The sequence below is a fragment of the Brevundimonas sp. UBA7838 genome (assembly GCF_002500885.1).
GTDB lineage: Bacteria > Pseudomonadota > Alphaproteobacteria > Caulobacterales > Caulobacteraceae > Brevundimonas > Brevundimonas vesicularis_C.
This window is the reverse complement of the sequence record NZ_DLTK01000097.1, coordinates 1-23,964: the sequence shown is the minus strand read 5'-3', so window position 1 is coordinate 23,964 and position 23,964 is coordinate 1. Positions and strand designations below refer to the sequence as shown.

General features: G+C 64.4%; 21 protein-coding genes. 7 read left to right on the top strand and 14 right to left on the bottom strand.

What is annotated here, in order from left to right; genetic code table 11:
* The coding region (locus B3T77_RS08950; protein ID WP_349681217.1) for a penicillin-binding protein 1A at positions 1 to 1,395 on the bottom strand (1,395 nt) is incomplete at its 3' end.
* A 135-nt stretch (positions 1,396 to 1,530) separates the two neighbouring features.
* Between B3T77_RS08950 and B3T77_RS08945 the strand changes: the two genes are divergently transcribed.
* A complete protein-coding gene (locus B3T77_RS08945) occupies positions 1,531 to 1,959 on the top strand; it encodes an organic hydroperoxide resistance protein (protein ID WP_292078934.1) in 429 nt (142 codons plus the stop codon).
* 59 nt (positions 1,960 to 2,018) lie between these two features.
* On the top strand, positions 2,019 to 3,023 hold the full coding sequence (gene cobS / locus B3T77_RS08940) for a cobaltochelatase subunit CobS (RefSeq protein ID WP_292078933.1): 1,005 nt from the start codon (positions 2,019 to 2,021) through the stop codon (positions 3,021 to 3,023).
* A gap of 618 nt (positions 3,024 to 3,641) precedes the next feature.
* On the opposite strand, the gene B3T77_RS08935 is transcribed toward cobS, so the two are convergent.
* Positions 3,642 to 3,998 carry a phage holin family protein gene (locus B3T77_RS08935; RefSeq protein WP_284877355.1) on the bottom strand — a complete coding sequence of 119 codons (357 nt, stop codon included), beginning with the start codon at positions 3,996 to 3,998 and terminating at the stop codon, positions 3,642 to 3,644.
* Positions 3,999 to 4,106: 108 nt separating this feature from the next.
* Between B3T77_RS08935 and B3T77_RS08930 the strand changes: the two genes are divergently transcribed.
* Positions 4,107 to 4,544, top strand: coding sequence for an HIT family protein (locus B3T77_RS08930; RefSeq protein ID WP_292078931.1), 438 nt, complete (start codon positions 4,107 to 4,109; stop codon positions 4,542 to 4,544).
* On the opposite strand, the gene B3T77_RS08925 is transcribed toward B3T77_RS08930, so the two are convergent.
* From B3T77_RS08925 to cyoA, 7 genes are read right to left on the bottom strand one after another with little or no spacing between them, the layout of a single operon-like run.
* Positions 4,541 to 5,077: a response regulator transcription factor gene (locus B3T77_RS08925; protein ID WP_066626535.1), complete on the bottom strand. Its 537-nt coding sequence runs from the start codon at positions 5,075 to 5,077 to the stop codon at positions 4,541 to 4,543. The genes B3T77_RS08930 and B3T77_RS08925 overlap by 4 nt on opposite strands.
* On the bottom strand, positions 5,067 to 6,398 hold the full coding sequence (locus B3T77_RS08920) for an ATP-binding protein (RefSeq protein ID WP_292078930.1): 1,332 nt from the start codon (positions 6,396 to 6,398) through the stop codon (positions 5,067 to 5,069). The genes B3T77_RS08925 and B3T77_RS08920 overlap by 11 nt, the downstream gene beginning before the upstream one ends.
* Positions 6,395 to 7,135, bottom strand: a complete 741-nt coding sequence (locus B3T77_RS08915; RefSeq protein WP_414633153.1) for an SURF1 family protein — start codon at positions 7,133 to 7,135, stop codon at positions 6,395 to 6,397. Before B3T77_RS08915 ends, B3T77_RS08920 begins: the two co-directional genes overlap by 4 nt.
* Before the next feature lie 25 nt (positions 7,136 to 7,160).
* The gene (cyoD, locus tag B3T77_RS08910) at positions 7,161 to 7,556 is read right to left on the bottom strand and encodes a cytochrome o ubiquinol oxidase subunit IV (protein WP_082465001.1); all 396 of its coding nucleotides are present in this window, start codon (positions 7,554 to 7,556) and stop codon (positions 7,161 to 7,163) included.
* Positions 7,553 to 8,176: a cytochrome o ubiquinol oxidase subunit III gene (gene cyoC / locus B3T77_RS08905; protein ID WP_039248366.1), complete on the bottom strand. Its 624-nt coding sequence runs from the start codon at positions 8,174 to 8,176 to the stop codon at positions 7,553 to 7,555. The genes cyoD and cyoC overlap by 4 nt, the downstream gene beginning before the upstream one ends.
* Positions 8,177 to 8,178: 2 nt before the next feature.
* Positions 8,179 to 10,182: a cytochrome o ubiquinol oxidase subunit I gene (gene cyoB, locus B3T77_RS08900; protein ID WP_066551339.1), complete on the bottom strand. Its 2,004-nt coding sequence runs from the start codon at positions 10,180 to 10,182 to the stop codon at positions 8,179 to 8,181.
* Positions 10,183 to 10,195: 13 nt separating this feature from the next.
* A complete protein-coding gene (cyoA, locus tag B3T77_RS08895) occupies positions 10,196 to 11,425 on the bottom strand; it encodes a ubiquinol oxidase subunit II (RefSeq protein ID WP_292078929.1) in 1,230 nt (409 codons plus the stop codon).
* A 210-nt stretch (positions 11,426 to 11,635) separates the two neighbouring features.
* Here cyoA and B3T77_RS08890 point away from each other — a divergent pair, with 210 nt between their 5' ends.
* Positions 11,636 to 12,988 (top strand): MFS transporter, encoded by a 1,353-nt coding sequence (locus B3T77_RS08890; RefSeq protein ID WP_017504041.1) that lies wholly within the window; start codon positions 11,636 to 11,638, stop codon positions 12,986 to 12,988.
* Positions 12,989 to 13,080: 92 nt separating this feature from the next.
* Here B3T77_RS08890 and B3T77_RS08885 read toward each other — a convergent pair whose 3' ends face one another.
* From B3T77_RS08885 to B3T77_RS08875, 3 genes are all read right to left on the bottom strand, one after another.
* Positions 13,081 to 14,433, bottom strand: a complete 1,353-nt coding sequence (locus tag B3T77_RS08885; protein WP_292078928.1) for a hypothetical protein — start codon at positions 14,431 to 14,433, stop codon at positions 13,081 to 13,083.
* 15 nt (positions 14,434 to 14,448) lie between these two features.
* Entirely contained in the window at positions 14,449 to 17,520 is a 3,072-nt protein-coding gene (locus tag B3T77_RS08880; RefSeq protein WP_292078927.1) for a TonB-dependent receptor domain-containing protein, read from the bottom strand.
* A 62-nt stretch (positions 17,521 to 17,582) separates the two neighbouring features.
* Positions 17,583 to 18,935, bottom strand: a complete 1,353-nt coding sequence (locus B3T77_RS08875) for a dicarboxylate/amino acid:cation symporter (RefSeq protein ID WP_409514556.1) — start codon at positions 18,933 to 18,935, stop codon at positions 17,583 to 17,585.
* 242 nt (positions 18,936 to 19,177) lie between these two features.
* Between B3T77_RS08875 and B3T77_RS08870 the strand changes: the two genes are divergently transcribed.
* Both B3T77_RS08870 and B3T77_RS08865 read left to right on the top strand, forming a co-directional pair.
* Positions 19,178 to 21,007, top strand: coding sequence for a sensor histidine kinase (locus B3T77_RS08870; protein WP_409514554.1), 1,830 nt, complete (start codon positions 19,178 to 19,180; stop codon positions 21,005 to 21,007).
* A complete protein-coding gene (locus B3T77_RS08865; RefSeq protein ID WP_349681216.1) occupies positions 21,004 to 22,338 on the top strand; it encodes a sigma-54 dependent transcriptional regulator in 1,335 nt (444 codons plus the stop codon). The genes B3T77_RS08870 and B3T77_RS08865 overlap by 4 nt, the downstream gene beginning before the upstream one ends.
* A 20-nt stretch (positions 22,339 to 22,358) precedes the next feature.
* Here B3T77_RS08865 and B3T77_RS08860 read toward each other — a convergent pair whose 3' ends face one another.
* Entirely contained in the window at positions 22,359 to 23,108 is a 750-nt protein-coding gene (locus B3T77_RS08860) for a sterol desaturase family protein (RefSeq protein ID WP_292078925.1), read from the bottom strand.
* Between the two features lie 89 nt (positions 23,109 to 23,197).
* On the opposite strand from B3T77_RS08860, the gene B3T77_RS08855 reads away from it, so the two are divergent.
* On the top strand, positions 23,198 to 23,668 hold the full coding sequence (locus tag B3T77_RS08855) for a sterol desaturase family protein (RefSeq protein WP_292078924.1): 471 nt from the start codon (positions 23,198 to 23,200) through the stop codon (positions 23,666 to 23,668).
* Here the strand turns inward: B3T77_RS08855 and B3T77_RS08850 are convergent.
* On the bottom strand, positions 23,635 to 23,964 hold a 330-nt coding region (locus B3T77_RS08850; RefSeq protein ID WP_292078923.1), incomplete at its 5' end, for an alpha-hydroxy-acid oxidizing protein. The two genes, B3T77_RS08855 and B3T77_RS08850, sit on opposite strands and share 34 nt — an antisense overlap.

The window sequence follows — 23,964 nt, the reverse complement described above, 5'->3', positions numbered from 1 at the left end:
ATAGACGAAGGGTTTGAAGGCCGAGCCCGGTTGGCGCCGGGCCTGGGTCGCCCGGTTAAAGCTGGACAGCGCATAGGAATAGCCGCCGACCATCGCCAGCACGCGGCCGGACTGAGGCTCGATGGCGACCAGCGCCCCGTTGACGCGCGGCACCTGCTTCAGGGCGAACTGCCCCCCCTGCGGCTCCACGAAGATCAGTTCGCCGCGCTTCAGCTGACGATTGGCATTGGCCCAGGCGGCGTCCGAAGCCAGCAGCGTACCGGACTTGTCGTCGCGGGCGGTGCGGATGCGAACCGTGTTGCCGCTGACGCTTTCGATGGCGGCGGCCTGCCAGCTGCGGCGCTCGGGCGGCGCCTGTTCCTTCAGCGCGACCGCCTGCCAGCCGTCGGCGAAGTCGGTCGTGCCCCACCCGCCGCGCCAGCCGTGACGACGGTCGTAGTTTTCAAGCCCCTGCATCAGGGCGCGGCGCGCGGCCGTCTGCAGCGTCGGGTCCAGGGTCGTGCGCATATAGAAGCCGCCGGCGCGCAGCTGCTCGCCGAACTGGGGGTTGGCGGCGGCCTGGCGGCGCGCCTCCTCGACGAAGAAGTCGGCGTCCTTGTAATCCGACCGTTGCGGCGCGTCACGCGTCACCAGAGGCTTGGCGCGCGCCTCGACCAGTTGCTGAGGCGTCAGCCAGCCGCTCTGCTCCATCTCGCCCAGCACCCAGTCGCGGCGGCCCTTGGCTGCGCCGGGGTGACGCTTGGGGTGATAGTTGTTCGGCCCCTTGGGCAGGGACGCCAGGAAGGCGGCTTCGTCGGGCGTCAGCTGCGCCAGCGACTTGCCGAAATAGTTGTAGGCCGCCGAAGCGATGCCGAACGAGCGATAGCCCAGGAAAATCTCGTTCAGATACAGCTCGAGGATCTGTTCCTTGGACAGGGTCGCCTCCAGGCGATTGGCCAGGATCGCTTCCTTCAGCTTGCGGTTCAGGCTGGATTCGTTGGTCAGCAGGACATTCTTGGCCACCTGCTGAGTGATGGTCGAGCCGCCTTCCAGCCGGCGTCCCGACGCCAGGTTGAAGACGTTCTTCAGCGACGCGCGGCCGATGCCGCCCACGTCGATGCCGCCATGCTGGAAGAAGTTGCGATCTTCGGCCGCCAGAAAGGCGTGAATCACCGGCTGGGGAATCTGGTCGTAGGAAACATAGATCCGGCGCTCGTCCGAAAACTCGCCGATCAGGGTGCCGTCGCCGGCATAGACGCGCGTCGCGGTCGGCGGACGATAGTCTGCCAGCTCCGACGCATCGGGCAAGTCGTGGAACAACCACGCCGCATAGACGGCGACGACCAACCCCGCCAGGGCGATGCCGCCCAGCAGAACCATGCCCGCCCACACGAACCAGCGTTCGGCAATCTTCACTGCGTACTCCGACGACGCGCCCCAGCAGGTGCTTTAGCCCGCGTCGCCGGTCGATGGCTAGAGCTGCGATGCAACGCCCCCTTCCCGTCCGCCGTTAGGCTCCCATCTCAAGCATCCCAACCCAAGGAGCCTGCCATGGAAGTTCTGTATCGCGCCCAGTCGACGGCGTCTGGCGGAGGCCGTGAAGACGGCCGTTCGGCCACCGACGACGGTAAGATCGACGTCAAACTGTCGACGCCGAGAGAGATGGGCGGCAAGGGCGGCGACGGCACCAATCCCGAGCAGCTCTTCGCCACCGGCTACGCCGCCTGCTACCTCGGCGCGCTGCGTCTGGTCAGCGGCAAGGCCGGCACGCCCGTCAGCCCCGACACCAAGGTCACCGCCGGCGTCGGCTTCGGCAAGAACACCAAGGGCGAGGGTTTCAACCTCGACGTGGACCTGACCGTCACCGATCACGGCCTTGATCAAGCCGTCATCGACGACCTGATCGAGAAGGCGCACCAGGTCTGCCCCTACTCCAACGCCACCCGCGGCAACGTGGATGTTCGCCTCAGCGCGAAATAACCGACCCCAAGGGCCGCGCGCGTGTTGAGCCGCGCGCGCGGCGCCTCTAGATGAGGTCCATGACCTCCCCGCTCGAAGCCTCCCCTGATCCCCTGCTGACGCTCGAACCGCATCGTCGCGTGACCCTGCGCGAAGCCTTCGGCGTGGACAGCGACATGACCGTGCCCGCCTTCGACGAGCGTGACAGCCATGTGCCCGAGATCGACGAGGCCTATCGCTTCGATCCCCAGACGACGATCGCCATCTGCGCCGGCTTCGCCTTCGACCGCCGCGTCATGGTCCAGGGCTATCACGGCACCGGCAAGTCGACCCACATCGAACAGGTCGCCGCCCGCCTGAACTGGCCGCTGGTGCGGGTGAACCTGGACAGCCACGTCAGCCGGATCGACCTGATCGGCAAGGACGCCATCGTCCTGAAGGACGGCAAGCAGATCACCGAGTTTCGCGAGGGCATCCTGCCCTGGTCGCTGCAACGCCCCATCGCCTTGGTCTTCGACGAATATGACGCCGGCCGGCCCGACGTGATGTTCGTGATTCAGCGCGTGCTGGAGGCCCAGGGTCGCCTGACCTTGCTGGACCAGAACCGCGTTATCCGCCCGAACCGCTATTTCCGCCTGTTCGCCACGACCAACACCATCGGCCTGGGCGACACCACGGGCCTGTATCACGGCGCCCAGCAGATCAATCAGGCCCAGCTGGACCGCTGGAACATCGTCACCACGCTGAACTATCTCGATCACGACGTCGAGGCCGAGATCGTCGCCGCCAAGGTGCCCGAGTGGAAGGACGCCGAGGGCCGCCGCCGGATCGCCGCCATGGTCCGCGTCGCAGACATGACCCGCAACGCCTTCATGAACGGCGACATCTCGACCGTCATGTCGCCCCGCACCGTCATCACCTGGGCCCAGAACGCCCAGATCTTCAACGACGACCTGGGCCTCAGCTTCCGCCTGACCTTCCTGAACAAGTGCGACGAGCTGGAACGCCCGACCATCGCCGAGTTCTACCAGCGCGCCTTCGGCGAGGACCTGCCCGAGGCGGCGACGCGGGTGAAGGTGGGATAAGCCTATGTTTCTGGCGGCGATGTCTATCGTGATCATGGCTAGCCAGGCTTCGGCTACGGAGACCGCTCGTCCGCCCCGACCATCGGACGAGGCCATCCTTCAGACAGTCTTCGAAAAGCGACCTTCCGCAGTCATCCTCGAGCACACTGCTCGTGACGTTCGAAACGGCGGACGGGTTATTTGTGGTCTTGTGCAGCATGTGGACACGATCGAGCCATTTGCGGCCTACACGATCTGGGAAGAGCCCAGTTCCATCCGGATTATCGAGAACGGTCGCCCTCTGCCGGTCCCGCCAGCGCAATGGAAGTCAAATACGTTCACGCCCGTCGAAACGGCCAGTGTCACTGGGGAAGCCGACCGCCAAAAGCGTAATGCAAACGCCTACCATCGGGGCCTTGCGCTGAGCGTATGCCGTGATTTGGCGGCGCCGGCCGGAGCACGCTGGGCGACGACGCAAGAGCCCCACCCCGATCCCGACCGTCAGCGACTTATCGAGCAAAGGGCCCGAGCGACGACAGACATGCTTTTCCGCAGGCGTCAGGAAGCGAGCGCAGACCGGCCAAACTAAGGTGTTGAATCGTCTTGGGCTCGCATCACCTCGTCGAGCTTTTGAAGAAGTTAGCCCCGCCCCTCTTCACCGCCGATGAAGGCGCCGGCGATCCAGCTGACGACGCCGGTCACGATGGCCGCACCGATGCCGGCCCACAGGCCGTCGACGCGGAAGCCGTCCAGCAAGATGGAGGTCAGCCCGATCATTGCGGCGTTCACGACCAGCAGGAACAGTCCAAGGGTCACGACGGTAATCGGGAAGGTCAGCACGACCAGGATCGGCCGCACAAAGGCGTTGACCAGGCCCAGAATGATGGCGGCGGCGATGAGCGACCCCGTGCTGGTGAAGTCCACGCCCGGCACGACCTGGGCGGACAGCCACAGGCCCGCCATAGTGACCAGCGCCTGGATGATGAAACGGATCATGACGTGCCTCGTTACGTTCAAGCGTGACCATAATGCATGGCGTGGGCGAAGGCTCCCCCTCCGTGGACAGCGCTGCTATCGAAGGTTCGAACCGCACGGAGACCGCTCATGAGCCTGCACGGCGCCTATGACACCAACAACATCTTCGCCAAGATCCTGCGCGGCGACATTCCGTCGGTGAAGGTGTGGGAGGACGACCACGTCCTGGCCTTCATGGACGTGTTTCCCCAGTCGGAAGGCCACGTCCTGATCATCGCCAAACAGTCCCAGGCGCGTAATCTGCTGGAGATCGAGCCCGAGGTGCTGGCCCGCATGACCGCCGCCCTGCAACGCACGGCCAAGGCGGTCGAGAAAGCGCTGAAGCCTAAAGGCCTGTCGATCCTGCAGTTCAACGGCGAGGCGGGCGGACAGACGGTCTTCCATCTGCATTTCCACATCGTGCCGCGCTGGGCCGATCGTGAGATGAAGGGTCACGGCCATGCGCCGATGGCGGATACGGCGACCTTGCGGGCGCTGGCCGACCAGATCGCGGCCGAACTGGACTAGGTGACGCGGCGCTTTTCCAGCTTCCGGGCCAGGGTGCGGCGGTGCATGCCCAACCGCCGCGCCGCCTCGGAGATGTTGAAGTCGGTCTCCACCAGCGTCTCGTGGATCCGCTCCCACTCCAGCGTCTTGATCGAAGTGGGGCGCGTGCCCAGCGGCGTCTCGGCGTCGCCGTCCGCCCGGCCGAACGCGGTTTCGATGTCATCGGTGCTGGCGGGCTTGGCCAGATAGTGCCGGGCGCCCAGCTTGATCGCCTCGACCGCCGTGGCGATGCTGGCGAAGCCGGTCAGGACGACGATGTTCATCTCGGGATCGAAAGCGTGCAAAGCCTCGACGCAGGTCAGGCCGGAATGGCCGCCCAGCTTCAGATCGACGACCGCATAGCCGGGGCGATGCGTCTTCAGCACCTCGGTCATCTGGTCGGGACTGGCGGCGCTGACGACCGTATAGCCACGCCGTTCGAACGAGCGTCGCAGGGTGGTCGAAAACGATTCGTCGTCCTCGACGATCAGCAGCAATCTGGCGTCATCGGTCATGCGCGATCTCGTGTGTCGGAGCCAACGCCGAAAGCGGCAGGGTGAGACGCACTTCTGCGCCGCCCGCCGGGGGATTGGAGGCTTCTACCCGTCCGCCCAGCGACCGGATCACATTCATGAGCAGAAAGAGGCCAAGACCGGCGCCGGGCCTGGGCTTGGTGGAGTTGTAGGGCTTGCCCCAGGCCTGAAGGATCGCCGGCGGAAAGCCCGGTCCGTCGTCGCGGACCGCGATGCCGAAATCCTCGTCCGTGCGTGTCGTGGTCACGGTGATGCGGCTCGCTCCGGCCTCGACCGCATTGTCGAACAGCACGCCCAGCACCTGACGCAGGGCCGGGTCGGCGATGATCGGCGGGTTCTGGGCCAGTTCATCGCGGATTTGCACCGCCACACCGTCGCCGCTCCAACTGGCCACCACATCGGCGACGAACGCCCGCAGGGTCGTGCGCTCGGGCGCCTGTCCCCTCGCCTCGCCGGCCGACATCAGGATGCCGGTGACGATGGCCTTGCAGCGTTCGACCTCGGCCCGCATCACCGTCATGTCCTGTGCCAGATCGGCATCGTGGGTCAGGGCCGGCATACGCTTCCAGTCGCTGAGGATCACCGACAGCGAAGCCAGCGGCGTTCCCAGCTCATGCGCTGCGCCCGACGCCAGCAGGCCCATGCGAACGATATGGTCATGCTCGGCCGTCTGCTGGCGCAGGGCGGCCATGGAGGCGTCGCGCTCGCGCAGGTTCTGGCTGATCCGGGTGACGAACAGCACCAGCAGCACGGCCATCAGCACGAAACAGATCAGACTGCCCTGAAGATAGAGGCTGAGCAGCGAATCCTCGCGCGCCGGCGGCAGGTTCAGCGGGCGGGAATGCAGGCCCAGCCCGGCGAAACACAGGCTGGTGATGGCGATCAGCCCCCAGGCATAGACCGGCGCCAGCAGCACGGCCCCAAGAACGACTTGCAGCAGATACAGCGCCACGAACGGATTGGCCGCGCCCCCGGTCAGGAAAAGCAGCCAGGTCAGGGCCGCCACATCCGCCAACAGGGCGATCATCAGCGCCTGGTCCTCGACCTCCTGCGTGCGCACGGTCAACGGCGCACTGACCAGATTGACCAGCACCAGACCCGCCGGCGCCGCCAGCAACCACAGCACCGGCAGCGGGATCCGCATCACGTACTGGACCAGCAGGATCGTCGCCACCTGCCCGGCGACCGCCAACCAGCGCAACTGGATCAGCAGCAGCATGTTGCGGCGGTTGGCCCCGCCGTGGGTCGCGACACCACCTCTGAGCCCCAGGCCCAGCAGTCTTTGCAAAGTTGTCGTCGTCACGACCTGTTGCGCCTGCCGTCGCGCAGGAACAGCCACAGACCGACCGAAGTCAGCAGCGCCATGCCGAACCAGGTCAGTGCATAGACCAGATGGCTGTTGGCGAAGCGGATCACCGTCAGTCCTCCGCGCGGCCATCCGCCTGGGTTCGGGCTGGCGTCCGCATCGATAAAATAGGGCGCGACGCGCGTCAGGTCGCGCCGCGCCGCGATCGCCGCGACGTCGCGAGAGCGCCAACGATCACCGGCCGGATCATTGGCGCGCAGGAAGCCGCCCTTGGGCTCGGTGATCCGGAGCAGTCCGGTCACCTTCTGCGCCCCCCCGACCTGACCATCGGCGCGAACGGCCGGATCGCGTCGGCCAGCGGGCACAAAGCCTCGATTGATCAGGACGGTGAAGCCCCGGTCGTCGACCAGAGGCGTCACGACCCAGAAGCCGCCACCGGCGTCGGTCACCGCCTGAACCAGGGTTTCCTTGTCGTGCAGGAATCGACCGCGAACAACGACACGGCGGTACTGATCCTTGTCGCGCGTCACGCCGGCCCATTGGGTCGGGCCAGGCGATGGGACGGCGGCCGCGTGAACGCGAGCATCGACCTGGGCGATCAGATTGGTCTTCCAGGCCAGGCGCTGAACCTGCCACCCGCCCAGCGCCAGAAAGCCGACGAACAGCGCCAGGCCCGCGACCACGACCGCCATGCGGAAGGATAGCGAACGTCTGGCCTTGCCGCCGGCCGGCACTGAGGACGGGTCCGTGATCTCGACCTCAGCCGCCCATCTGAGCCATGTCGTGCGTCATGGGCATCATATTGGTGTTCAGGTGGTACATGACCCACAGCGAACCCGACAGGGCGATGACCACCACGATGATCGTGAAGATCAGCGCCAGCATGATCCAGCCGCCCTCGGACTTGGAGTTCATGTGCAGGAAGTAGATCATGTGCACCACGATCTGCACCACGGCGAAGCCCATAACGATCAGGGCCGTCGCCTGGGTCGGCAGGACGCCGGTCATGACCAGGGCGAACGGGATGGCCGTCAGGATCACTGACAGCACGAAGCCGATCATGTAGCTCTTGAAGGAGCCGTGATTGTGCCCCTCGTGACCCAGGTGGTCGGTCTCGTGAGACTCCGGCGAATGGTCGTTCATGTCGGCGCTCATCGCAGCATGCCCAGCAGATAGACGAAGGTGAAGACGCCGATCCAGATGACGTCCAGGAAGTGCCAGAACATGGACAGGCACATCAGTCGGCGTTTGTTGGCGGGGATCAGGCCCTTCATGCTGACTTGAACCATCAGCGTCACCAGCCAGATGATGCCGAAGGTGACGTGCAGGCCGTGGGTGCCCACCAGGGTGAAGAAGGCCGACAGGAAGGCGCTGCGTTGCGGCGTCGCGCCCTCATGGATCAGGTGCGCGAACTCGTAGAGTTCGATCCCCAGGAACGCCAGGCCGAACAGGCCGGTGATCGCCAGCCAAACGAGCGTCTGACGCTGGTTGTTTCGATCCATCGCCAGCATGGCGAAGCCATAGGTGATCGACGAGAACAGCAGCATGGCGGTGTTGATTGCCACCAGCTCCAGGTCGAACAGCTCCTTGGGCCCCGGCCCGGCGGCGTAGTTGCCGCCCAGCACGCCGAACACGGCGAACAGCATCGCAAAGATGAGGCAGTCGCTCATCAGATAGAGCCAGAAGCCCAGCATGGTGCTGGAGCCTTCCTCGTGGTGCGGCTCCTCTTCCAGGTGGAAGACGGTCCGGTCGATCTCGGTCGCAGTCGCGCTCATGATCAGGCCTCCGTTCCGGCCAGGGCGCGGGTGCGCGCCTCTTCTGTCGCGCGGACCTCATCCTCGGGGATGTAATAGTCGCGCTTGTAGTTGAAGGTATGGCCGATCGAGACGGCCAGCACCCCGATGAAGCTGATGGCGGCCAGCCACCAGATGTACCAGATCAAGGCCAGCCCCATCACCAGGCACAGGCCCGAGATGATGATCCCCGCCCCGGTGTTCGAGGGCATGTGGATCGCCTTGTAGCCGTTCAGCGGACGCTGATAGCCCTGCTTCTTCATGTCCCACCAGGCGTCGGCGTCATGGACGTACGGCGTGGCGGCGAAGTTGTAGGCCGGCGGCGGCGACGAGGTCGCCCACTCCAGCGTGCGGCCGCCCCACGGGTCGCCCGTTGTGTCGCGCAGCTTGTCGCGGTTGATGATCGACACGGCGAACTGGATGAACATGGCCGCGATGCCCAGGGCGATGACGCCGGCGCCGATGGCGGCGATGACGAACCAGATCTGAAGCGAGGGATCGTCGAACACCCGCATCCGGCGCGTCACGCCCATCAGACCCAGCACGTACAGCGGCAGGAAGGCCAGCCAGAAGCCGGGCACCCAGCACCAGAAGCTGATCAGACCCCACTTCTTGTCGAGCTTGAAGCCGAAGGCTTTGGGCCACCAGAAGTTGATCGCCGCGAAGAGGCCAAACAGCACGCCGCCGATAATGACGTTGTGGAAGTGGGCCACCAGGAATAGCGAGTTGTGCAGCACGAAGTCGGCCGGCGGCACCGCCAGCAGCACGCCCGTCATCCCGCCGATCACGAAGGTCAGCATGAAGGCGACCAGCCACATCATCGGCAGCTCGAACCGGATGCGCCCGCGGTACATCGTGAACAGCCAGTTGAAGATCTTCGCGCCCGTCGGGATCGAGATGATCATCGTCGTGATGCCGAAGAAGCTGTTCACCGAGGCTCCCGAGCCCATGGTGAAGAAGTGGTGCAGCCAGACCAGGTAGGACAGGATCGTGATGACGACCGTGGCGTAGACCATGGAGGTATAGCCGAACAACTTCTTGCCCGAAAAGGTCGAGGCGATCTCCGAGAAGACGCCGAACAGCGGCAGGATCAGGATGTAGACCTCGGGGTGACCCCAGATCCAGATCAGATTCACGTACATCATCGGGTTGCCGCCGAAGTCGTTCGTGAAGAAGTTGGTGCCGACGTAACGGTCCAGCGTCAGCAGGGCCAGGACGGCGGTCAGGACCGGGAAGGACGCCACGATCAGCACGTTGGTGCACAGCGAGGTCCAGGTGAAGACCGGCATCTTCATCATACCCATGCCGGGCGCGCGCATCTTCACGATCGTCGCGATCAGGTTGATGCCGGACAGCGTCGTCCCGACCCCCGCGATCTGCAACGCCCATATGTAGTAGTCGACCCCGACGCCGGGGCTGTAACCGATGCCCGACAGCGGCGGATAGGCCAGCCAGCCGGTGCGCGCGAACTCGCCCACGAACAGCGAGGCCATGACGATGATGGCGCCGGCCGTGGTCATCCAGAAGCTGAAGTTGTTCAGGAAGGGGAAGGACACGTCGCGCGCGCCGATCTGCAACGGCACGACGTAGTTCATGATGCCCGTCACCAGCGGCATGGCCACGAAGAAGATCATGATCACGCCGTGGGCCGTGAAGATCTGATCATAGTGGTGCGCGTTCAGATAACCTTCGGACCCACCGAAGGCCATCGCCTGTTGCAGGCGCATCATGATGGCGTCGGCGAAGCCGCGCACGAACATGATCAGACCCAGGATCATGTACATGATCCCGATCTTCTTGTGGTCCACCGTGGTGAACCATTCCTTCCAGAGATAGCCCCACAGCTTGAAATAGGTCAGGGCGCCGAACAGGGCGAGGCCGCCCAGCAGCACGACCGACATGGTCACGACCAGGATCGGCTCGTGCAACGGCAAAGCCTCAAGCGTGAGGCGCCCGAAGATTAGCGGAATGAGTTGATCAGCGTTCATCGACTGTGTTCACTCAGGCGTTGGGGGCGGAACGGACGTCGGTCGGAACCGGCCCCGTGGCGAAGGGATTGCGGGCCAGCGTCGTCAGCGAGGCCATCGGAGTCTGAACGGGCGACAACCCCTGCCCGGTCAGGCGCTCCAGGCTGGTCGGTCCGGCGACCGTATCCAGTTCGGCGCGGCGCATGCGGTCGGCTGCCGCCGCTTCGGCCTGCAGCGGGGTGCAGATCGTCATGACGTAGCTGTCGTTAGAGCCGAAGTAGGCGGGCGATTTTCCGCGACCGGCGTATTTGTCATAGACCAGCGGCATGGTGTTGCGCACCGACGCCATGGACAGGCCGCCCTGTTTGTCGATGGCCATCATCTCGCCCATGCACATCTTGCCCGGCTCGACGCACATGTTGAGGATCGCGTCCCACAGCGCGCCGTCCACGGCGCCGAAGCGCATGACCGGCACCTTCTCGCTGGGCTTTTCCAGCTCCAGATAGCGATCGCGGTCCAGCGTCTGGCCGCCCTGGCGCACGCCGGCGATCCATTGGTCGAACTCGGACTGATCCAGGCCGTGGAAGGCGAAGCGCATGTGCGAGAAGCCGTCGCCGGAATAGTTGGCCGAGAAGCCTTCGTATTCGCCCGGACGGTTGATGACGGCGTGCAGCTTCGTTTCCATGCCCGGCATGGCGTAGATCTGACCGGCCAGGGCGGGAATGTAGAAGCTGTTCATCACCGAGGACGAGGTGATGTGGAAACGGATCGGACGGTCAACAGGCGCGGCCAGCTCATTGACGGTGGCGACGCCGTATTGTGGGTAGATGAACATCCACTTCCAGTCGAGCGCGACGACGTTGACCTGCAACGGCTCGACGCTTTCTTCGACGGCTTGGCCCGGCTTGATCCGGTCGATCGGACGATACGGGTCCAGCAGGTGGGTGCCGGCCCAGGTCAGGGCGCCCAGGCAGATAATGATCATCAGCGGCGCGGCCCAGATGACCAGCTCCAACGACGTGGAGTGGTCCCAGTCGGGACGGTAGTCGGCCTCGGCCTCCTTGTTCGACGCTCGATACTTCCAGGCGAAGAAGACGATCAGACCCATCACTGGCACGATGATGATCAGCATCAGCAGGGTCGAGATCATCAGCAGATCGCCCTGCTGGGACGCGACGTCGCCGGCAGGGTTGAGGACGACCAGGTTGCAGGCCGACAGCAGGGCCACGAAGGGCGCGAGCAAAAGTAGGCGCAGACGGCGCAAGGCGGATCCAATCGAAAAGCGTCGGGCGAGGGGGAGGCGCCGCGACGGTTGGCGTTCGTAGGCGGCGGGATACTCAAGCTCAATCAGGAACGACATTGGGCAATATGTCCTATCCTCACGAGGCCGCTTTCATCGCAAAGGGCGCCCGGTCATAATGCGGCGACCTGCCGTACGGCCGATAATTCAGTCTCACACGGAGCGACCAAGCCCATGTCCGCCTCGACGACCCCTTCGTCAGAGTCGCTGGAACGCGACGCCGCCGCCCTTCACACGGGCCATGGCAAGGTTGACGCCGGCGAGATCGCCATCGGCGTCATTATCGGCCGAACTTCCGAGTTTTTCGACTTCTTTGTTTACGCCATCGCTTCGGTGGTCGTTTTCCCGCAGTTGATCTTCCCCTATGCCGGCGCGGTGGGCGGCACCCTGCTCTCCTTCGCCGTCTTCGCCCTGGCTTTCCTGGCCCGGCCGCTGGGCACCGTCCTGTTCATCGCCATCGACCGCAAGTTCGGACGCGGCGCCAAGCTGACGACCGCCCTGCTGCTGCTGGGCACCTCCACCGTGTCTGTGGCCTTCATCCCCGGATATGAGAGCATCGGCATGTGGGCGCCGGTGCTGCTGGCCCTCACCCGTATCGGCCAGGGCGTCGCCCTGGGCGGCACCTGGGACGGTCTGGCCTCGCTGCTGGCGCTGAACGCGCCCGAGAAGAAGCGCGGCTGGTACGCCATGATCCCGCAACTCGGCGCGCCCATCGGCCTGCTGGTGGCCTCGGCCCTGTTCGCCTTCTTCCTGAACACGCTGTCGGCCCCTGACTTCCTGGATTGGGGCTGGCGCTATCCGTTCTTCGTGGCCTTCGCCATCAACGTCGTGGCCCTGTTCGCGCGCCTGCGCATTGTGGTGACGCCAGCCTTCCAGAAGCTGTTCGAGACACGCGAGCTGCAACCCACGCCGATCAGCCAGGCCCTGCGCGACGAAGGCCCCAAGATCGCCATCGGCGCTTTCGCGCCGCTCGCCAGCTTCGCCATGTTCCACATGGTCACCGTCTTCCCCCTGTCGTGGGTATTCCTGTTCACCAAGGAAACGCCGGTCCGCTTCCTGCTGATCGAGATGGTGGGCGCCGTCTTCGGCCTGCTGGCCATCCTCGCATCGGGCATTCTGGCCGACCGCTACGGCCGCCGGACCTTGCTGGCGATCACGGCCGCCGGCATCGCCGCCTTCTCCGGCTTTGCGCCGCAACTGCTGAACGGTGGCCCGGTCGGCGAGCTGACGTTCATGATCTCCGGCTTCATCCTGCTGGGCCTGTCGTTCGGCCAGGCCTCGGGCCCGGTGGCGTCCAGCTTCAGCCTTACCAACCGCTACACTTCGTCCGCCCTGACCTCGGACCTGGCCTGGCTGTTCGGCGCCGGCTTCGCGCCCCTCGCGGCCCTGTGGATCTCCAGCCAGTTCGGCCTGATCGCCGCCGGCGCCTATCTGCTCTCGGGCGCCATCTGCACCTTGCTGGCCCTGTGGCTGAACCGCGAACTAGCCCGCAGCTCCTCCGACAAGGACCGCGCCAAGACGGCCTGATCTTTCAGGTCACGCACAAACAGACACGGCCCGCAGTCGCCTGCGGGCCGTGTTGCGTTTGGAGCAGATCGTTGTGAGCCGCAGCGGCAGCTTCAGTTGGGGCGGCTGTCCGTCGACGGCTTGAAGGTGGTGTCGAAATGACAGCCGTCCTCGTAGCGTGAAGCCGCCACCTGACACAGCGTGGCAACGTCAGCGGGCGTCGGCTTCACGCCCTCGTCCAGCCAGCGCATCATCGCCTGGAAAAGACCGACGTACTCTGGCGGCGATAGGCGGCTATGTTCGGACTCGTCTGTGAACGTCTGGACCAACAGGTCCGATCGTCCCGCCGCGGCGACCGTCTCCCTGTAAAGCGCGTCGTTGGAGACGAAGGCTGTCGCATCGTTTTTGGCGTGGATCGTCAGCGTCGGCGCCACGATCAGACCGCTGAGATCCGCGTCGTAGGCCAAGCGCGCCACACCCATCGGATCAGCCGCGAACCGCTGAACGCCAGCGTTCAACGCCTCGTCGTCGTGCGAACCCTGATAGACCGTATGGCTGTTGTCGAAGGGGTTCAGCCCGTCAAGACGGCGCAAAACCATGTCGCGGAACAGGAAGGTCGCCCAGGCCAGATGCGGAACCAACTGTTCCTCGTTCACGCCCGTCACGGCCAGGATATCCGCCAGATTGTGCTTCTGATCAGCCGACCTCTCAGCAAGCGGCAGGCCCACGCCCGTGCAGGTTTTGACCCGCTCCGCCAACTGCGCCCGGTTTAGATCGCTTTCTAGCGGCAGCCCCTGCCAAAGCGGATATCGGGGCTCGTTCGGAAGCGGATGGTTGTTGCAGTAGAACTGATAAACCGCTCTCAGATCGGCGCGAAAGCGGTAGGTGCGAGTCCCGCCGCCGATTACGCCGTTGGTCAGGACGACGCCGTCCCACATGACCTGTCCCTCGGCATCGCGGGCGTAGAGCTCAGCCGTCTTGGCCGCGACGTTGCCGCCCCAGGACTGGCCATGCACCAGAGTTCGACGTGGCTTGCCGAAGGCATTCCAGAAAATCTGGCGCAGATCGTCCGTATCTTCCGCCGCCATCCGTACGCCATAGCCGCCACGGCGATAGGTCGAGCCCGCCCAGGCGAAACCTTCCTTCACCGTCATGGAGAACCGCTCCATGTCCTCCAGCGGATCGTTTGGTTCTGGTGCGCTGGTGCGGGGTCCGCCATGCGCGTGAACGATCAGGGCGCCATTCCAGTCCTGAGGCACGGCGATCCAATAATAGCCGCCTTTAACCGCCCTGCCCGACCAGCACCGCGTCTGCTGCGGCACGAAGTCCGGGCAATCGGCCGGCGCGGGCGCAGGATCGACAACCGCCGTGACGGCCGTCTGCGTTTCCTTCGCCTGCGTCATCGGCGCGATGCCTGCCCAGGCTGCGACCAGCGCACCCAGAGATCGAACGAGACGGTCGGTCATCGCGCCTCTCCCCTCTTAGAACGTCTTGGAGATGTTGGCGTACCAGTAGCGGCCGTAGGGATTGTAGAGCGCACCCAGATAGCCCGATGAAGTCAACGGCGGCTGCTCGTCAGTGATGTTACGAGCCCCCAGGCGAACCGTTGTGCCGGACGCAAAGCCAGCGTTGTCGCCGAACTCATACTGACCATACAGATTGCCAGTGATCTGACTATCGACCTGCCAGGGATCGCCCTGGGCGCTGAGGAAGCCGGTTTCGGTGACGGCGCTGTTGTATTGGGTGAATGCGCCCACCTGCCATGGCCCTTGCGACCAGGTGAACGAGCCCGTCACCCGCCATTCCGGCCGGCCGTTGCGAGCCAGCAGGGTCTGAGAGATCGGCAGCGGTGTATTCGCGTTGATCTGACCGGCTTCACGCGCCGCGAACAGCGACTCGACCAAGGGGCCCGGAGAACGGTCGAACTTCGTCAGATGCGCCGCATTCACGCTGGCGCGGAAGTTGCCCCAGGGCGTGCCGCGCAGTCGCCACTGAAGACCGATGTCGAGACCCTCCACCGTCTGCGGCAGCAGGTTGATGAACCGGTCTTCGACCGAGACGATCTGTCCGACGGGAGTGATTCCGCTCCCCTGGAAGAAGGCGATGTCGTCGGCCGTCACCGCCGCCCGGTTGACGTTGTCGTTCCGCGTGCCGTTCAGGATGTTCAGGTAGTCCAGCACGACGTTCGACTGCGCGCCCAGCAGACCGACGATCTTCTCTTGCTCGATCTTCCAGCGGTCCAGCGTGAAAGTGAAGCGGCCGAACTGCTCGGGAATGAACCAGGGCTGCAACACCAGACCGATGGACTGGTTGGTGCTTTCCTCAGGCTGAAGCTCGGGATTGCCCGACACCAGCAGCGAGGCGCTGGCGGGTTGCGAACATTGGTTGAAGTTGGTGATCCGACCCAGCCGCAAATCGGCCTCGCAGCGGATGTAATCGTTATTGGTGGACAGACGCCCGTACTGCGCCGCGTTGGTCTGTTCCAGGTTCGGGGCGCGGAAACCCTCGGAATAGGAGCCTCGGACGCGTACGCCTTCGACCAAATCCCAGGCCATGGCGATCTTGGGCTTAGCCACATCGCCGAAGTCGGAATAGTGCTCGTATCGACCGGCCAGTTGGAAATCGAGACTGCGAACAAGCGGGATGTTCATCTCCGGCGAAACGACAGGCACCGCAAACTCGACATAGGCCGAATAGACCTCGCGCTTGCCGTAGGTATCGGGGTTTGAACTGACCGCAGCGATGTTGGACTGGCTGATCTCGCCCGACACGCTGTCGCGGAAGACGTTGGTGCCGTCCAGATCAGCGTCGCGGTCGTCACGCTGGGTCTCACGGCGCGCCTCGACGCCCAGAGCCATACCGACAGGTCCGCCCGGCAGGGTGAAGACATCGGGACGGCTGACCTTGAAGTCCCACAGCGCCAGCGTGGTCTTGGACACCCGCGTCAGGTCGGTCGTGATGGCGTCGATCGCGGCCTGAGAACTGGGCGTGCAGTCGCCAAAGCTGGTGTCGTTCACACACCCGCCGCTGAACGGATTGTAGGCGTCGGGCGTCGACAGGGCGAGATTGGCCTGAAGCGCGGTCAGATTGACGGCGTTCGAGCTGTCGGTGGCCTCGGCTTCCGAATACAGCAGCGCGCTTTCCCAATCGAAGCCGCGCCATTCGCCCCGCAGGCCGCCCAAGAAGCGGGACTGCCAGTTGTCGACATCCACCACCTGGGCGCCCAGATCGTTGAAGCGATACCGAACCAGCTTAACGGCCGTCCCGGTTGTGGGGACGTTTGTCAGGCCAGCGAGACGATTGGGATTGCGCGTGCCGTCGGCGAAGGTGACGGGACCGAACGGATTCCAGTAGTTGCTGGCTGGGATCCAGAGCGGGTTCAGCAGGATGGTGGGCGGCTGAATGTTCTGGGTCGATGCCGTGTAATAGCCGAGTTCACCAAAGGCCGTGACGCCGTTGTCGAGATCGTAGTGACCCGACACGAACAGGTTCAACCGTTCGATATCCGGCGATTGGGTGGTGCCCCGCGCCCCGTCATAGCGCAACTCGCGGCCAGCGCCGCTGTAGCTGATATTGCCGCTGGCCAGGCAAACATCACCCCCAACCGGCGCGGTGCAGCCGAAGCTGGAAGGCTGATTGTGGAAGGCGCCGGCGCCGGTCGTCAGAGCAGTCGTGCCCCGACGGACCTGGAATGGTGTCTGGAAGTTGGCCCAGGCTGTATAGGAAGAGCGCCCATCGGTGTCGGTCGAATTCTCATAGCCCGGCACGTTGGCGAACAGGCTGCGGCGGTCGTCAGAGGCGGTATAGGGTTCGTCGCTGGCCTGCTGGGCGGTGCGGTTGGTGTAGTCGAGGAAGCTCGACAGATTGCCCCGCTCGAAATCCTTGCCTGCGAACATACCGAAGGTGAACTCTCGGCGATGCGTACCCTCCGCGCCGCCGTACTGGGCCTTCATCTCCAAGCCATCGAAATCCTGCTGAAGCACAGTGTTCACGACGCCCGCGACCGCATCCGCGCCATAGATGGCGGCGGCGCCGTCCAACAGAACCTCTAACCGCTCCAACCCCGAGACCGGAATGGCGTTGGAGTTGTAGCTGAGCACCGGCACCGTGCCGGTGTCGGACGTCCCTTGGCTCGTGGGGTGCTGAACGATCCGACGTCCGTTCAAGAGCACCAGGGTGTTGCCCACGCCCAGCGAGCGCAGATTGACCGAGTTGACGTCGCCTCGCGCTGCGTTCGAGGTTTGAGGATTGTTGGCGCTGGAGAACAGCACATCACCCATCTGGGGAATGGACCGCAGCAGATCATCGCCGCTGACGGCGCCGGTCGCGATGATTTCTTCCTGCGTGACGACGGTTACCGGTAGAGCCGCCGTGGTGGAGGCGCCGCGGATTTGAGAGCCGACGACGACGATGTCCTCGACCTGCGCCGCCTCGCCCTCCTGCGCTGGCGTGGACTGAGGCGTGGCGTCCTGAGCCAGAGCCGCTCCCGCCGAGATCAGCAGGACAGCCGAGGCCGCGCCCGCCATCAGTGCGAACTTGGATTGCATCTTCATGTTTCCTCCTCCCGGGCCGTCGTTATGTCGGCGGTCCCGTCATTCAAAAGTCGTCCTCGCCGTCAGTCCTTGGCGAGAACCAGATCGTCTCCAGGCCCCGCCGCAGGGTCAGGCAGCGCCGCAACCGGCAAGGGATGTCCGTCCAGCGCGGCCGTCAGGGCGTCGCGATCCAGCGCGTTTTCCCAGCGGGCCACGACGATGGTGGCCACGGCGTTGCCGATGAAGTTGGTCAGGGCCCGGCATTCGCTCATGAAGCGATCGATGCCCAGGATCAGCGCCATGCCGGCGACTGGCACATCCGGCACGACCGACAGGGTCGCCGCCAAGGTGATGAAGCCCGCGCCCGTGATGCCCGCCGCGCCTTTTGAGCTGAGCATGGCGACCAGCAGAAGCGTGATCTGCTGCCAGATGGTGAGTTCGATGTTCAGCGCCTGAGCAATGAACAGAGCCGCCATCGTCATATAGATATTGGTGCCGTCCAGATTGAACGAATAGCCGGTCGGCACGACTAGGCCGACGACCGACTTGGCGGCGCCCGCGCGTTCCATCTTGCAGATCAGGCTGGGCAAAGCCGCTTCTGAACTGGAAGTGCCCAGCACCAGCAGAAGCTCTTCCTTGAGGTAACGTATCAGCTTGAGAATGTTGAAGCCGTTGGCGACGCCCACCAGCCCCAGCACGCCCACGACGAAAATGATCGCCGTGACGTAAAAGGTCACGATCAAGGCGGCCAGATTGGCGATCGATGCGATGCCGTAGGCGCCGATCGTAAAGGCGAAGGCTCCGAAGGCGCCGATGGGCGCGGCCTTCATCACGATGGCGACCAGCTTGAACACGGCAAGGCTGAGCGTCTCGAACAGATCGACCACAGGCTGGGCCCGCTCTCCCACCAACGCCAGGGCGAGGCCAAACAGGATCGACACGAACAGAACCTGCAGGATGTTGCCGGTCGAGAAGGCGCTGACCAGCGTGTCGGGAATGACGCCCATCAGGAAGCCGACGATCGTGCTCTCGTGCGCGGCCGCCGCATACTGCTCGACGGCGCCGGCGTTCAACGTCGTCGGGTCGATGTTCAGACCATGGCCCGGACGCACCAGATTGGCGATGATCAGGCCCACGATCAGAGCCAGAGTCGAGAAGACCAGGAAGTAGGCGAAGGCCTTGGCGGCGACGCGACCGACGCTTCCAAGATCACGCATGCCCGCGATTCCGGTCACAATGGTCAGGAAGATCACTGGCGCGATGACCATCTTCACCAGTTTGATGAATCCGTCGCCCAGCGGCTTCAGGCTTTCGCCGAATGTCGGCCAGAAGTGACCGATCAGAGCGCCGAGCGCGATAGCGATCAGCACCTGGAAATACAGGTGGCGATAGAACGGCCGGCGAACGACCGGCGCGGCCTCTGACGGTATTGAGATCACGAAGGGCTCCTGATGTGCGGGGGTGATCCCGCAGTTTCCTCGATGGGCGCGATCTTCGCCACGCTCCGTTGATTAGAGCTTCCAACGAGAACCATCATCGCGAAAGCGATTGATCGAACGTCTCCATCTTTATGATAACCAAGCACTTCCTATGAAAGCGGGAGCGTTTATCGAGATATCTGTGCGGTTTTTCGCCCAGGCGACTGGCCCTTACGGGCGATTATCCGCACACTAGGAATGTGCAGCATTCACCTGTCATAGGCTCGGCTCGAAAACCTTGGCGCTCCCGTTGGCTGATAACGGCGGGAGCTTGGTTCACGATTGCCGTCCTGGCGGCTTTCGGGGCGGGCGAGGTCGCTCGGCGTGACGCTAGTATTGAACTGGCTCGGCAGACAGAGGCGGCCGCCGCCCTGCACGCGGCCGTGCTACGCAGCGAACTGGAGAAGCACCGCTCCCTGCCCCTGGCGTTGGCGAGCGATCCCGACATCGCCGCCCTGCTGAGCTCCCCGCAGACTGCCAAGGGCGATCCTGTCAGCCTTAAACTGGAGACTTTGGCGCGTCAGACACGGGCCGCCGCCATCTATATCATCGACGCCAACGGCCGAACCCGCGCCGCCAGCAACTGGCGCCTGCCGACCAGTTTCGTCGGCGCCGACTATGGGTTTCGCCCTTATTTTATCAACGCCATGCGCCAGGGCCAGGCGGAGTTCTTCGCCTTGGGCACCGTGTCCGGCCGACCCGGGCTCTATCTGGCGCGGCGCGTTGACGGGTCGAGCAACTCCGCCGTGGGCGTCGTCGTGGTCAAAGTCGAGTTCGCCACTCTCGAGGCCGAATGGCGCGCGTCAGGTGAGCCGGCCTACGTTGTCGATCCCGGCGGCGTCGTGCTGATCACCAGCGTGCCGGCATGGCGTTTCCGCACCACAGAAGCGCTGGACGAACGTCGACGGCGGCTGACATTGACCGATCAGACGCTTCAACCCGAGGCGTTGCGCCCCCTCCCCTTCGTAACGCCCCCCAATGATCGACCGCGTCTGATCCAGGCTCCAGTCGATGGCCGCGAGCAGCGCTGGATGCATGCGGCGATCCCAACGGAGACGCCCGGCTGGACTCTGCACCTGCTGTCGCCGGATCGCGGATCCATTGGGACGGCCGTCGCAACCGCGCGGGCGCTTGCGGCCCTGATCGTCACCCTGCTGGCAGGCGTCATCGTCGTGCTCCTGCGTCGTCGGCATCAGGCCCTTATCCGCGCTCGTGCCGAGGAAGAGGCGCGGCTGGAACTGGAGAGGCTGATTGACGAACGCACCCACGAGCTTCGTGACGCCAATGCCGCCCTTAATCGCCAGATCGAGGAACGCCGCCAAGCCGAGACCGCACGCGAACTGCTGCGTGACGAACTGGTCCAAGCCAGCAAACTCGCCGCCCTGGGGCAGATCGTCGCCAGCGTGGCGCATGAGATCAACCAACCCGTCGCCGCTATCCAGACCCAGGCAGAGACCGCCGGCGTTCTGCTTGACCGCGACGACCCCGCCAAGGCGCGCGGCGCGTTGGCGCGGATCAGCGACCTGACCCAGCGCATCGGCGCCATCACCGAGGGCCTAAGGGTCTTTTCCAGAAAGTCAGATCCCAAAATCGGCATCGTCCGTCTGGAAGACGCGATCTACGGCGCCTTGCTGTTAACGCGCGGCCGATTGGACGAGGGCGGCGTCGAATTGATCCGCGAAGGCGACGCAGACGTCACAGTACGCGCCGACCGCTTTCGCCTGGAACAGGTGATCGTCAATCTGGTCAAGAACGCTTCAGAAGCGCTGGAAGGCTGCGATCGGCCGCGACTAACGCTGAAGGTCTCGCGCGACAAGGACCGTGTTCGATTGAGCATTTCCGACAATGGTCCCGGCGTCCCGCCCGCTGTGCGCGCCCAACTGTTCACGCCCTTTGTCACCACACGCGCAAATGGCCTCGGCTTGGGTTTGGTCATCTGTCGAGATCTGATCGCCGGTTTCGGCGGCGAGCTCGACTTGGTCGACGAGGACGTCGGCGCGACCTTTGTCGCCACGTTGAGGATCGCATGATGGAGTTTGCCCGCCCCACTGCCGTCGCCCTGATCGAGGACGACGCCGATTTCCGCCATGCCTTGGTCGAGCGCCTGACCTTGGAAGGTTACGACGTCCGCCCTTTTCCAGGGGCCGAACCTGCATTGAGAGCGATCGACGCCGATTTCCCGGGCGTTGTGATCACCGACCTGCGGATGCCCGGCCTTGATGGCCGCCAGTTGCTCAGCCGCCTGCAGGCATTGGACGCGGCCCTGCCGATCATCATGATCACTGGCCATGGCGACATCACCGACGCCGTCGCAGCGATAAAGGATGGCGCCTACGACTTCGTCGCCAAGCCCTTTCCGTTTGAGCGCCTTCAGGACAGCTTGAACCGCGCGCTGGAAAAACGCGGCCTGGTGCTGGAAAACCGTCGTTTGCTGGCGATGGCCTCCGAAAGCGGACAGGAACTGCCTTTGGCGGGATCGTCTCGCGCCATCACCGCACTTCGCGCCACCATCGCCCAGATCGCCGACGCCCGGATGGACGTGTTGATCGAAGGCGAAACTGGGACGGGAAAGGAGGCTGTTGCGCGCGCCCTGCACAATGGCGGCCGGCGACGATTGGCGCCGTTCGTCGCCGTCAACTGCGGCGCCCTGCCTGACGGGCTGATCGAAAGCGAATTGTTCGGACACGAACTCGGCGCCTTCGCCGGAGCCTTGCGCCGCCGGGTCGGACACGTTGAACGGGCGCACAACGGCTCACTGTTTCTGGACGAGGTCGAGAGCATGCCTCTGACCGTTCAGGTCAAGATTCTGCGTGTCCTAGAGGAACGCGAGGTCCATCCCATCGGTGCCAACGAGCCCCGCGCCTTAGATTTGCGTGTGCTGGCCTCCTCAAAGATCGATCTGGGCGAAGCCGCGCGCGGGGGCGCCTTTCGCGAAGACCTCTATTACCGTCTGAACGTGGTGAGACTCCGCATACCGCCTCTGCGCGAACGGCGAGAAGATATTCCCCTGCTGTTCGCCCACTTCCTGCGTCGCGCTGCGGACCGCCACGGCGTCGATATTCCCTCTATAAGCGACAGCGTAAGACGCCTGTTGGTCGAGGCCGACTGGCCCGGCAATATCCGCGAACTGGCGCATTTCGCCGAACGCGTCGCCTTGTCGCTCGACGACACGATCCGCCCGCCCGATGAAGGCTTGAGCCTCCCCGACCGCGTCAACAGATTCGAAGGCGAACTGCTGCGCGACGCGCTACAATCCCATCGTGGGGACATATCCGCAGTGCTCGGCGAAATGCAGGTTCCGAGAAAGACGCTGTACGACAAGCTTCAGCGGCATGGCCTAAAGCCCGCTGACTTCCGCTGAGAACGCCCAACCATCCTGCTTCAAAGCGGTCGCGTCTCAGCCTCTCTCCCCCGAGCGGAAGAAATCTCGCTGCCTGCCCATCGGTCCCACATCCGGAAATACAGGCCATAGTTCCCGTTGAAGCGTTTGTGGTGTGCATCGTGGTGGGAGGCGGTGATCATCCAGCGCAGCGGAGCGCGTTTCAGCCAGGACGCGGGCCAGACCTCTCGGCCTGCGTGATTCAGCACGGCGGTGGCGGTCATGAAGGTCAGCAGCGCCAGCGCTACGCCCCAATGGATCGGGATGAACAGGGTCAGGGCGGGTAGGAACCAGGCGGTGGCGATGGCCTCGGCCGGATCGAAGGCGAAGGAGGCGAAGGCGCTGGGATCGCGCGACCGATGATGCTCGGCATGGGCCCAGGGGAAGATGCGCGGATGGTGCAGTCCGCGGTGGACCCAATAGTAGAAGGCGTCGTGGGCCAGCATATAGACGATGAAGCTGATGGGCAGCCACCACAGCGGCCAGGCATGGATATCGTCGTAGATCGCCGTCCCGCCGCGCTTCCAGAGTTCGATGACGAATGCGGCCGGCAAGGCGTAGATCGGGCAGGCGATCAAGGACGCGATGACTTCGGCGCGGATGCGTTTCGGCGCCGGCGGCCTGTGGTTCAACTGACGCCCCCGTCCCGCCCCGCCCCACAGCAAGCCATGGGTCACAACACCGACCAACAGATAGCGCACGCCGATGATCAGGCTGAGCGCAAGCGTGGTGACGAAAAGGTCCTTCAACATGGGCGCACAGACGGCGAAACGTCGCGCCGGGTCAAGTCGTGACGCGCGGTCCTCAAAGCGCCTATGATGGGGTCATGTCCTGGCCGACGATGATCCTGCTGTTCCTCGCCACCTTTTTAGGGATGGAGGTCTTCGCCTGGGCGATGCATCGCTATGTCATGCACGGCCTGCTGTGGACCTGGCACCGCAGCCATCATGAGCCGCACGACGACGTGCTGGAAAAAAACGACCTGTTCGCGGTGGTGTTCGCCGCCCCGGCCATCGTCTTTGTGGCTCTCGGGCTGCACGTCTGGCCTTGGATGCTGCCGATCGGCATGGGCGTGACAGCCTATGGACTGATCTATTTCTTCTTTCACGACGGGCTGGTGCACCGCCGTTTCCCGACGGGAATCGTTGGGCGGTCGGGGTTCTGCACGCGGCGGATTCAGGCCCACCGGCTGCATCACGCGGTGCGGACACGCGAGGGCTGCGTATCGTTCGGTTTTCTCTGGGTGCGTTCGGCGCGGGCGCTGAAGGCCGAACTGTCTCAGAAACGCGGCGCTTCCAGCAACGGCGCCTGAGCCAGGGCAGTAAGGTCCGCCGACCCGGTGCAGAAACAGGCCAGTCTCAGCTGAGCCGCCATCAAGTCCAGATGATTGACCACCGCCTCGGTCGAGGTCAGCGCCGCTTCGAGCACGCCCGCCGCTTGGCCGACCAGACAGGCGCCCAGCCGGATCGCGCGCGCCGCATCCAAACCGTCACGGATGCCGCCCGACCCGATCAGATCCAGGTCCGGCGCGGCCTGGGCGCAGTCTGACAGGCTGCGGGCCGTCGGTACGCCCCAGCCGGCGAAGGGCGCGGCCAGCGCTTCCGCCCG

Coding starts and splice junctions, on each gene's coding strand:
- B3T77_RS08945 (WP_292078934.1), top strand. CDS start 1,531: ATGGAAGTTCTGTATCGCGCCCAGTCGACGGCGTCTGGCGGAGGCCGT.
- cobS (WP_292078933.1), top strand. CDS start 2,019: ATGACCTCCCCGCTCGAAGCCTCCCCTGATCCCCTGCTGACGCTCGAA.
- B3T77_RS08935 (WP_284877355.1), bottom strand. CDS start 3,998: ATGATCCGTTTCATCATCCAGGCGCTGGTCACTATGGCGGGCCTGTGG.
- B3T77_RS08930 (WP_292078931.1), top strand. CDS start 4,107: ATGAGCCTGCACGGCGCCTATGACACCAACAACATCTTCGCCAAGATC.
- B3T77_RS08925 (WP_066626535.1), bottom strand. CDS start 5,077: ATGACCGATGACGCCAGATTGCTGCTGATCGTCGAGGACGACGAATCG.
- cyoD (WP_082465001.1), bottom strand. CDS start 7,556: ATGAGCGCCGACATGAACGACCATTCGCCGGAGTCTCACGAGACCGAC.
- cyoC (WP_039248366.1), bottom strand. CDS start 8,176: ATGAGCGCGACTGCGACCGAGATCGACCGGACCGTCTTCCACCTGGAA.
- cyoB (WP_066551339.1), bottom strand. CDS start 10,182: ATGAACGCTGATCAACTCATTCCGCTAATCTTCGGGCGCCTCACGCTT.
- B3T77_RS08890 (WP_017504041.1), top strand. CDS start 11,636: ATGTCCGCCTCGACGACCCCTTCGTCAGAGTCGCTGGAACGCGACGCC.
- B3T77_RS08885 (WP_292078928.1), bottom strand. CDS start 14,433: ATGACCGACCGTCTCGTTCGATCTCTGGGTGCGCTGGTCGCAGCCTGG.
- B3T77_RS08880 (WP_292078927.1), bottom strand. CDS start 17,520: ATGAAGATGCAATCCAAGTTCGCACTGATGGCGGGCGCGGCCTCGGCT.
- B3T77_RS08865 (WP_349681216.1), top strand. CDS start 21,004: ATGATGGAGTTTGCCCGCCCCACTGCCGTCGCCCTGATCGAGGACGAC.
- B3T77_RS08860 (WP_292078925.1), bottom strand. CDS start 23,108: ATGTTGAAGGACCTTTTCGTCACCACGCTTGCGCTCAGCCTGATCATC.
- B3T77_RS08855 (WP_292078924.1), top strand. CDS start 23,198: ATGATCCTGCTGTTCCTCGCCACCTTTTTAGGGATGGAGGTCTTCGCC.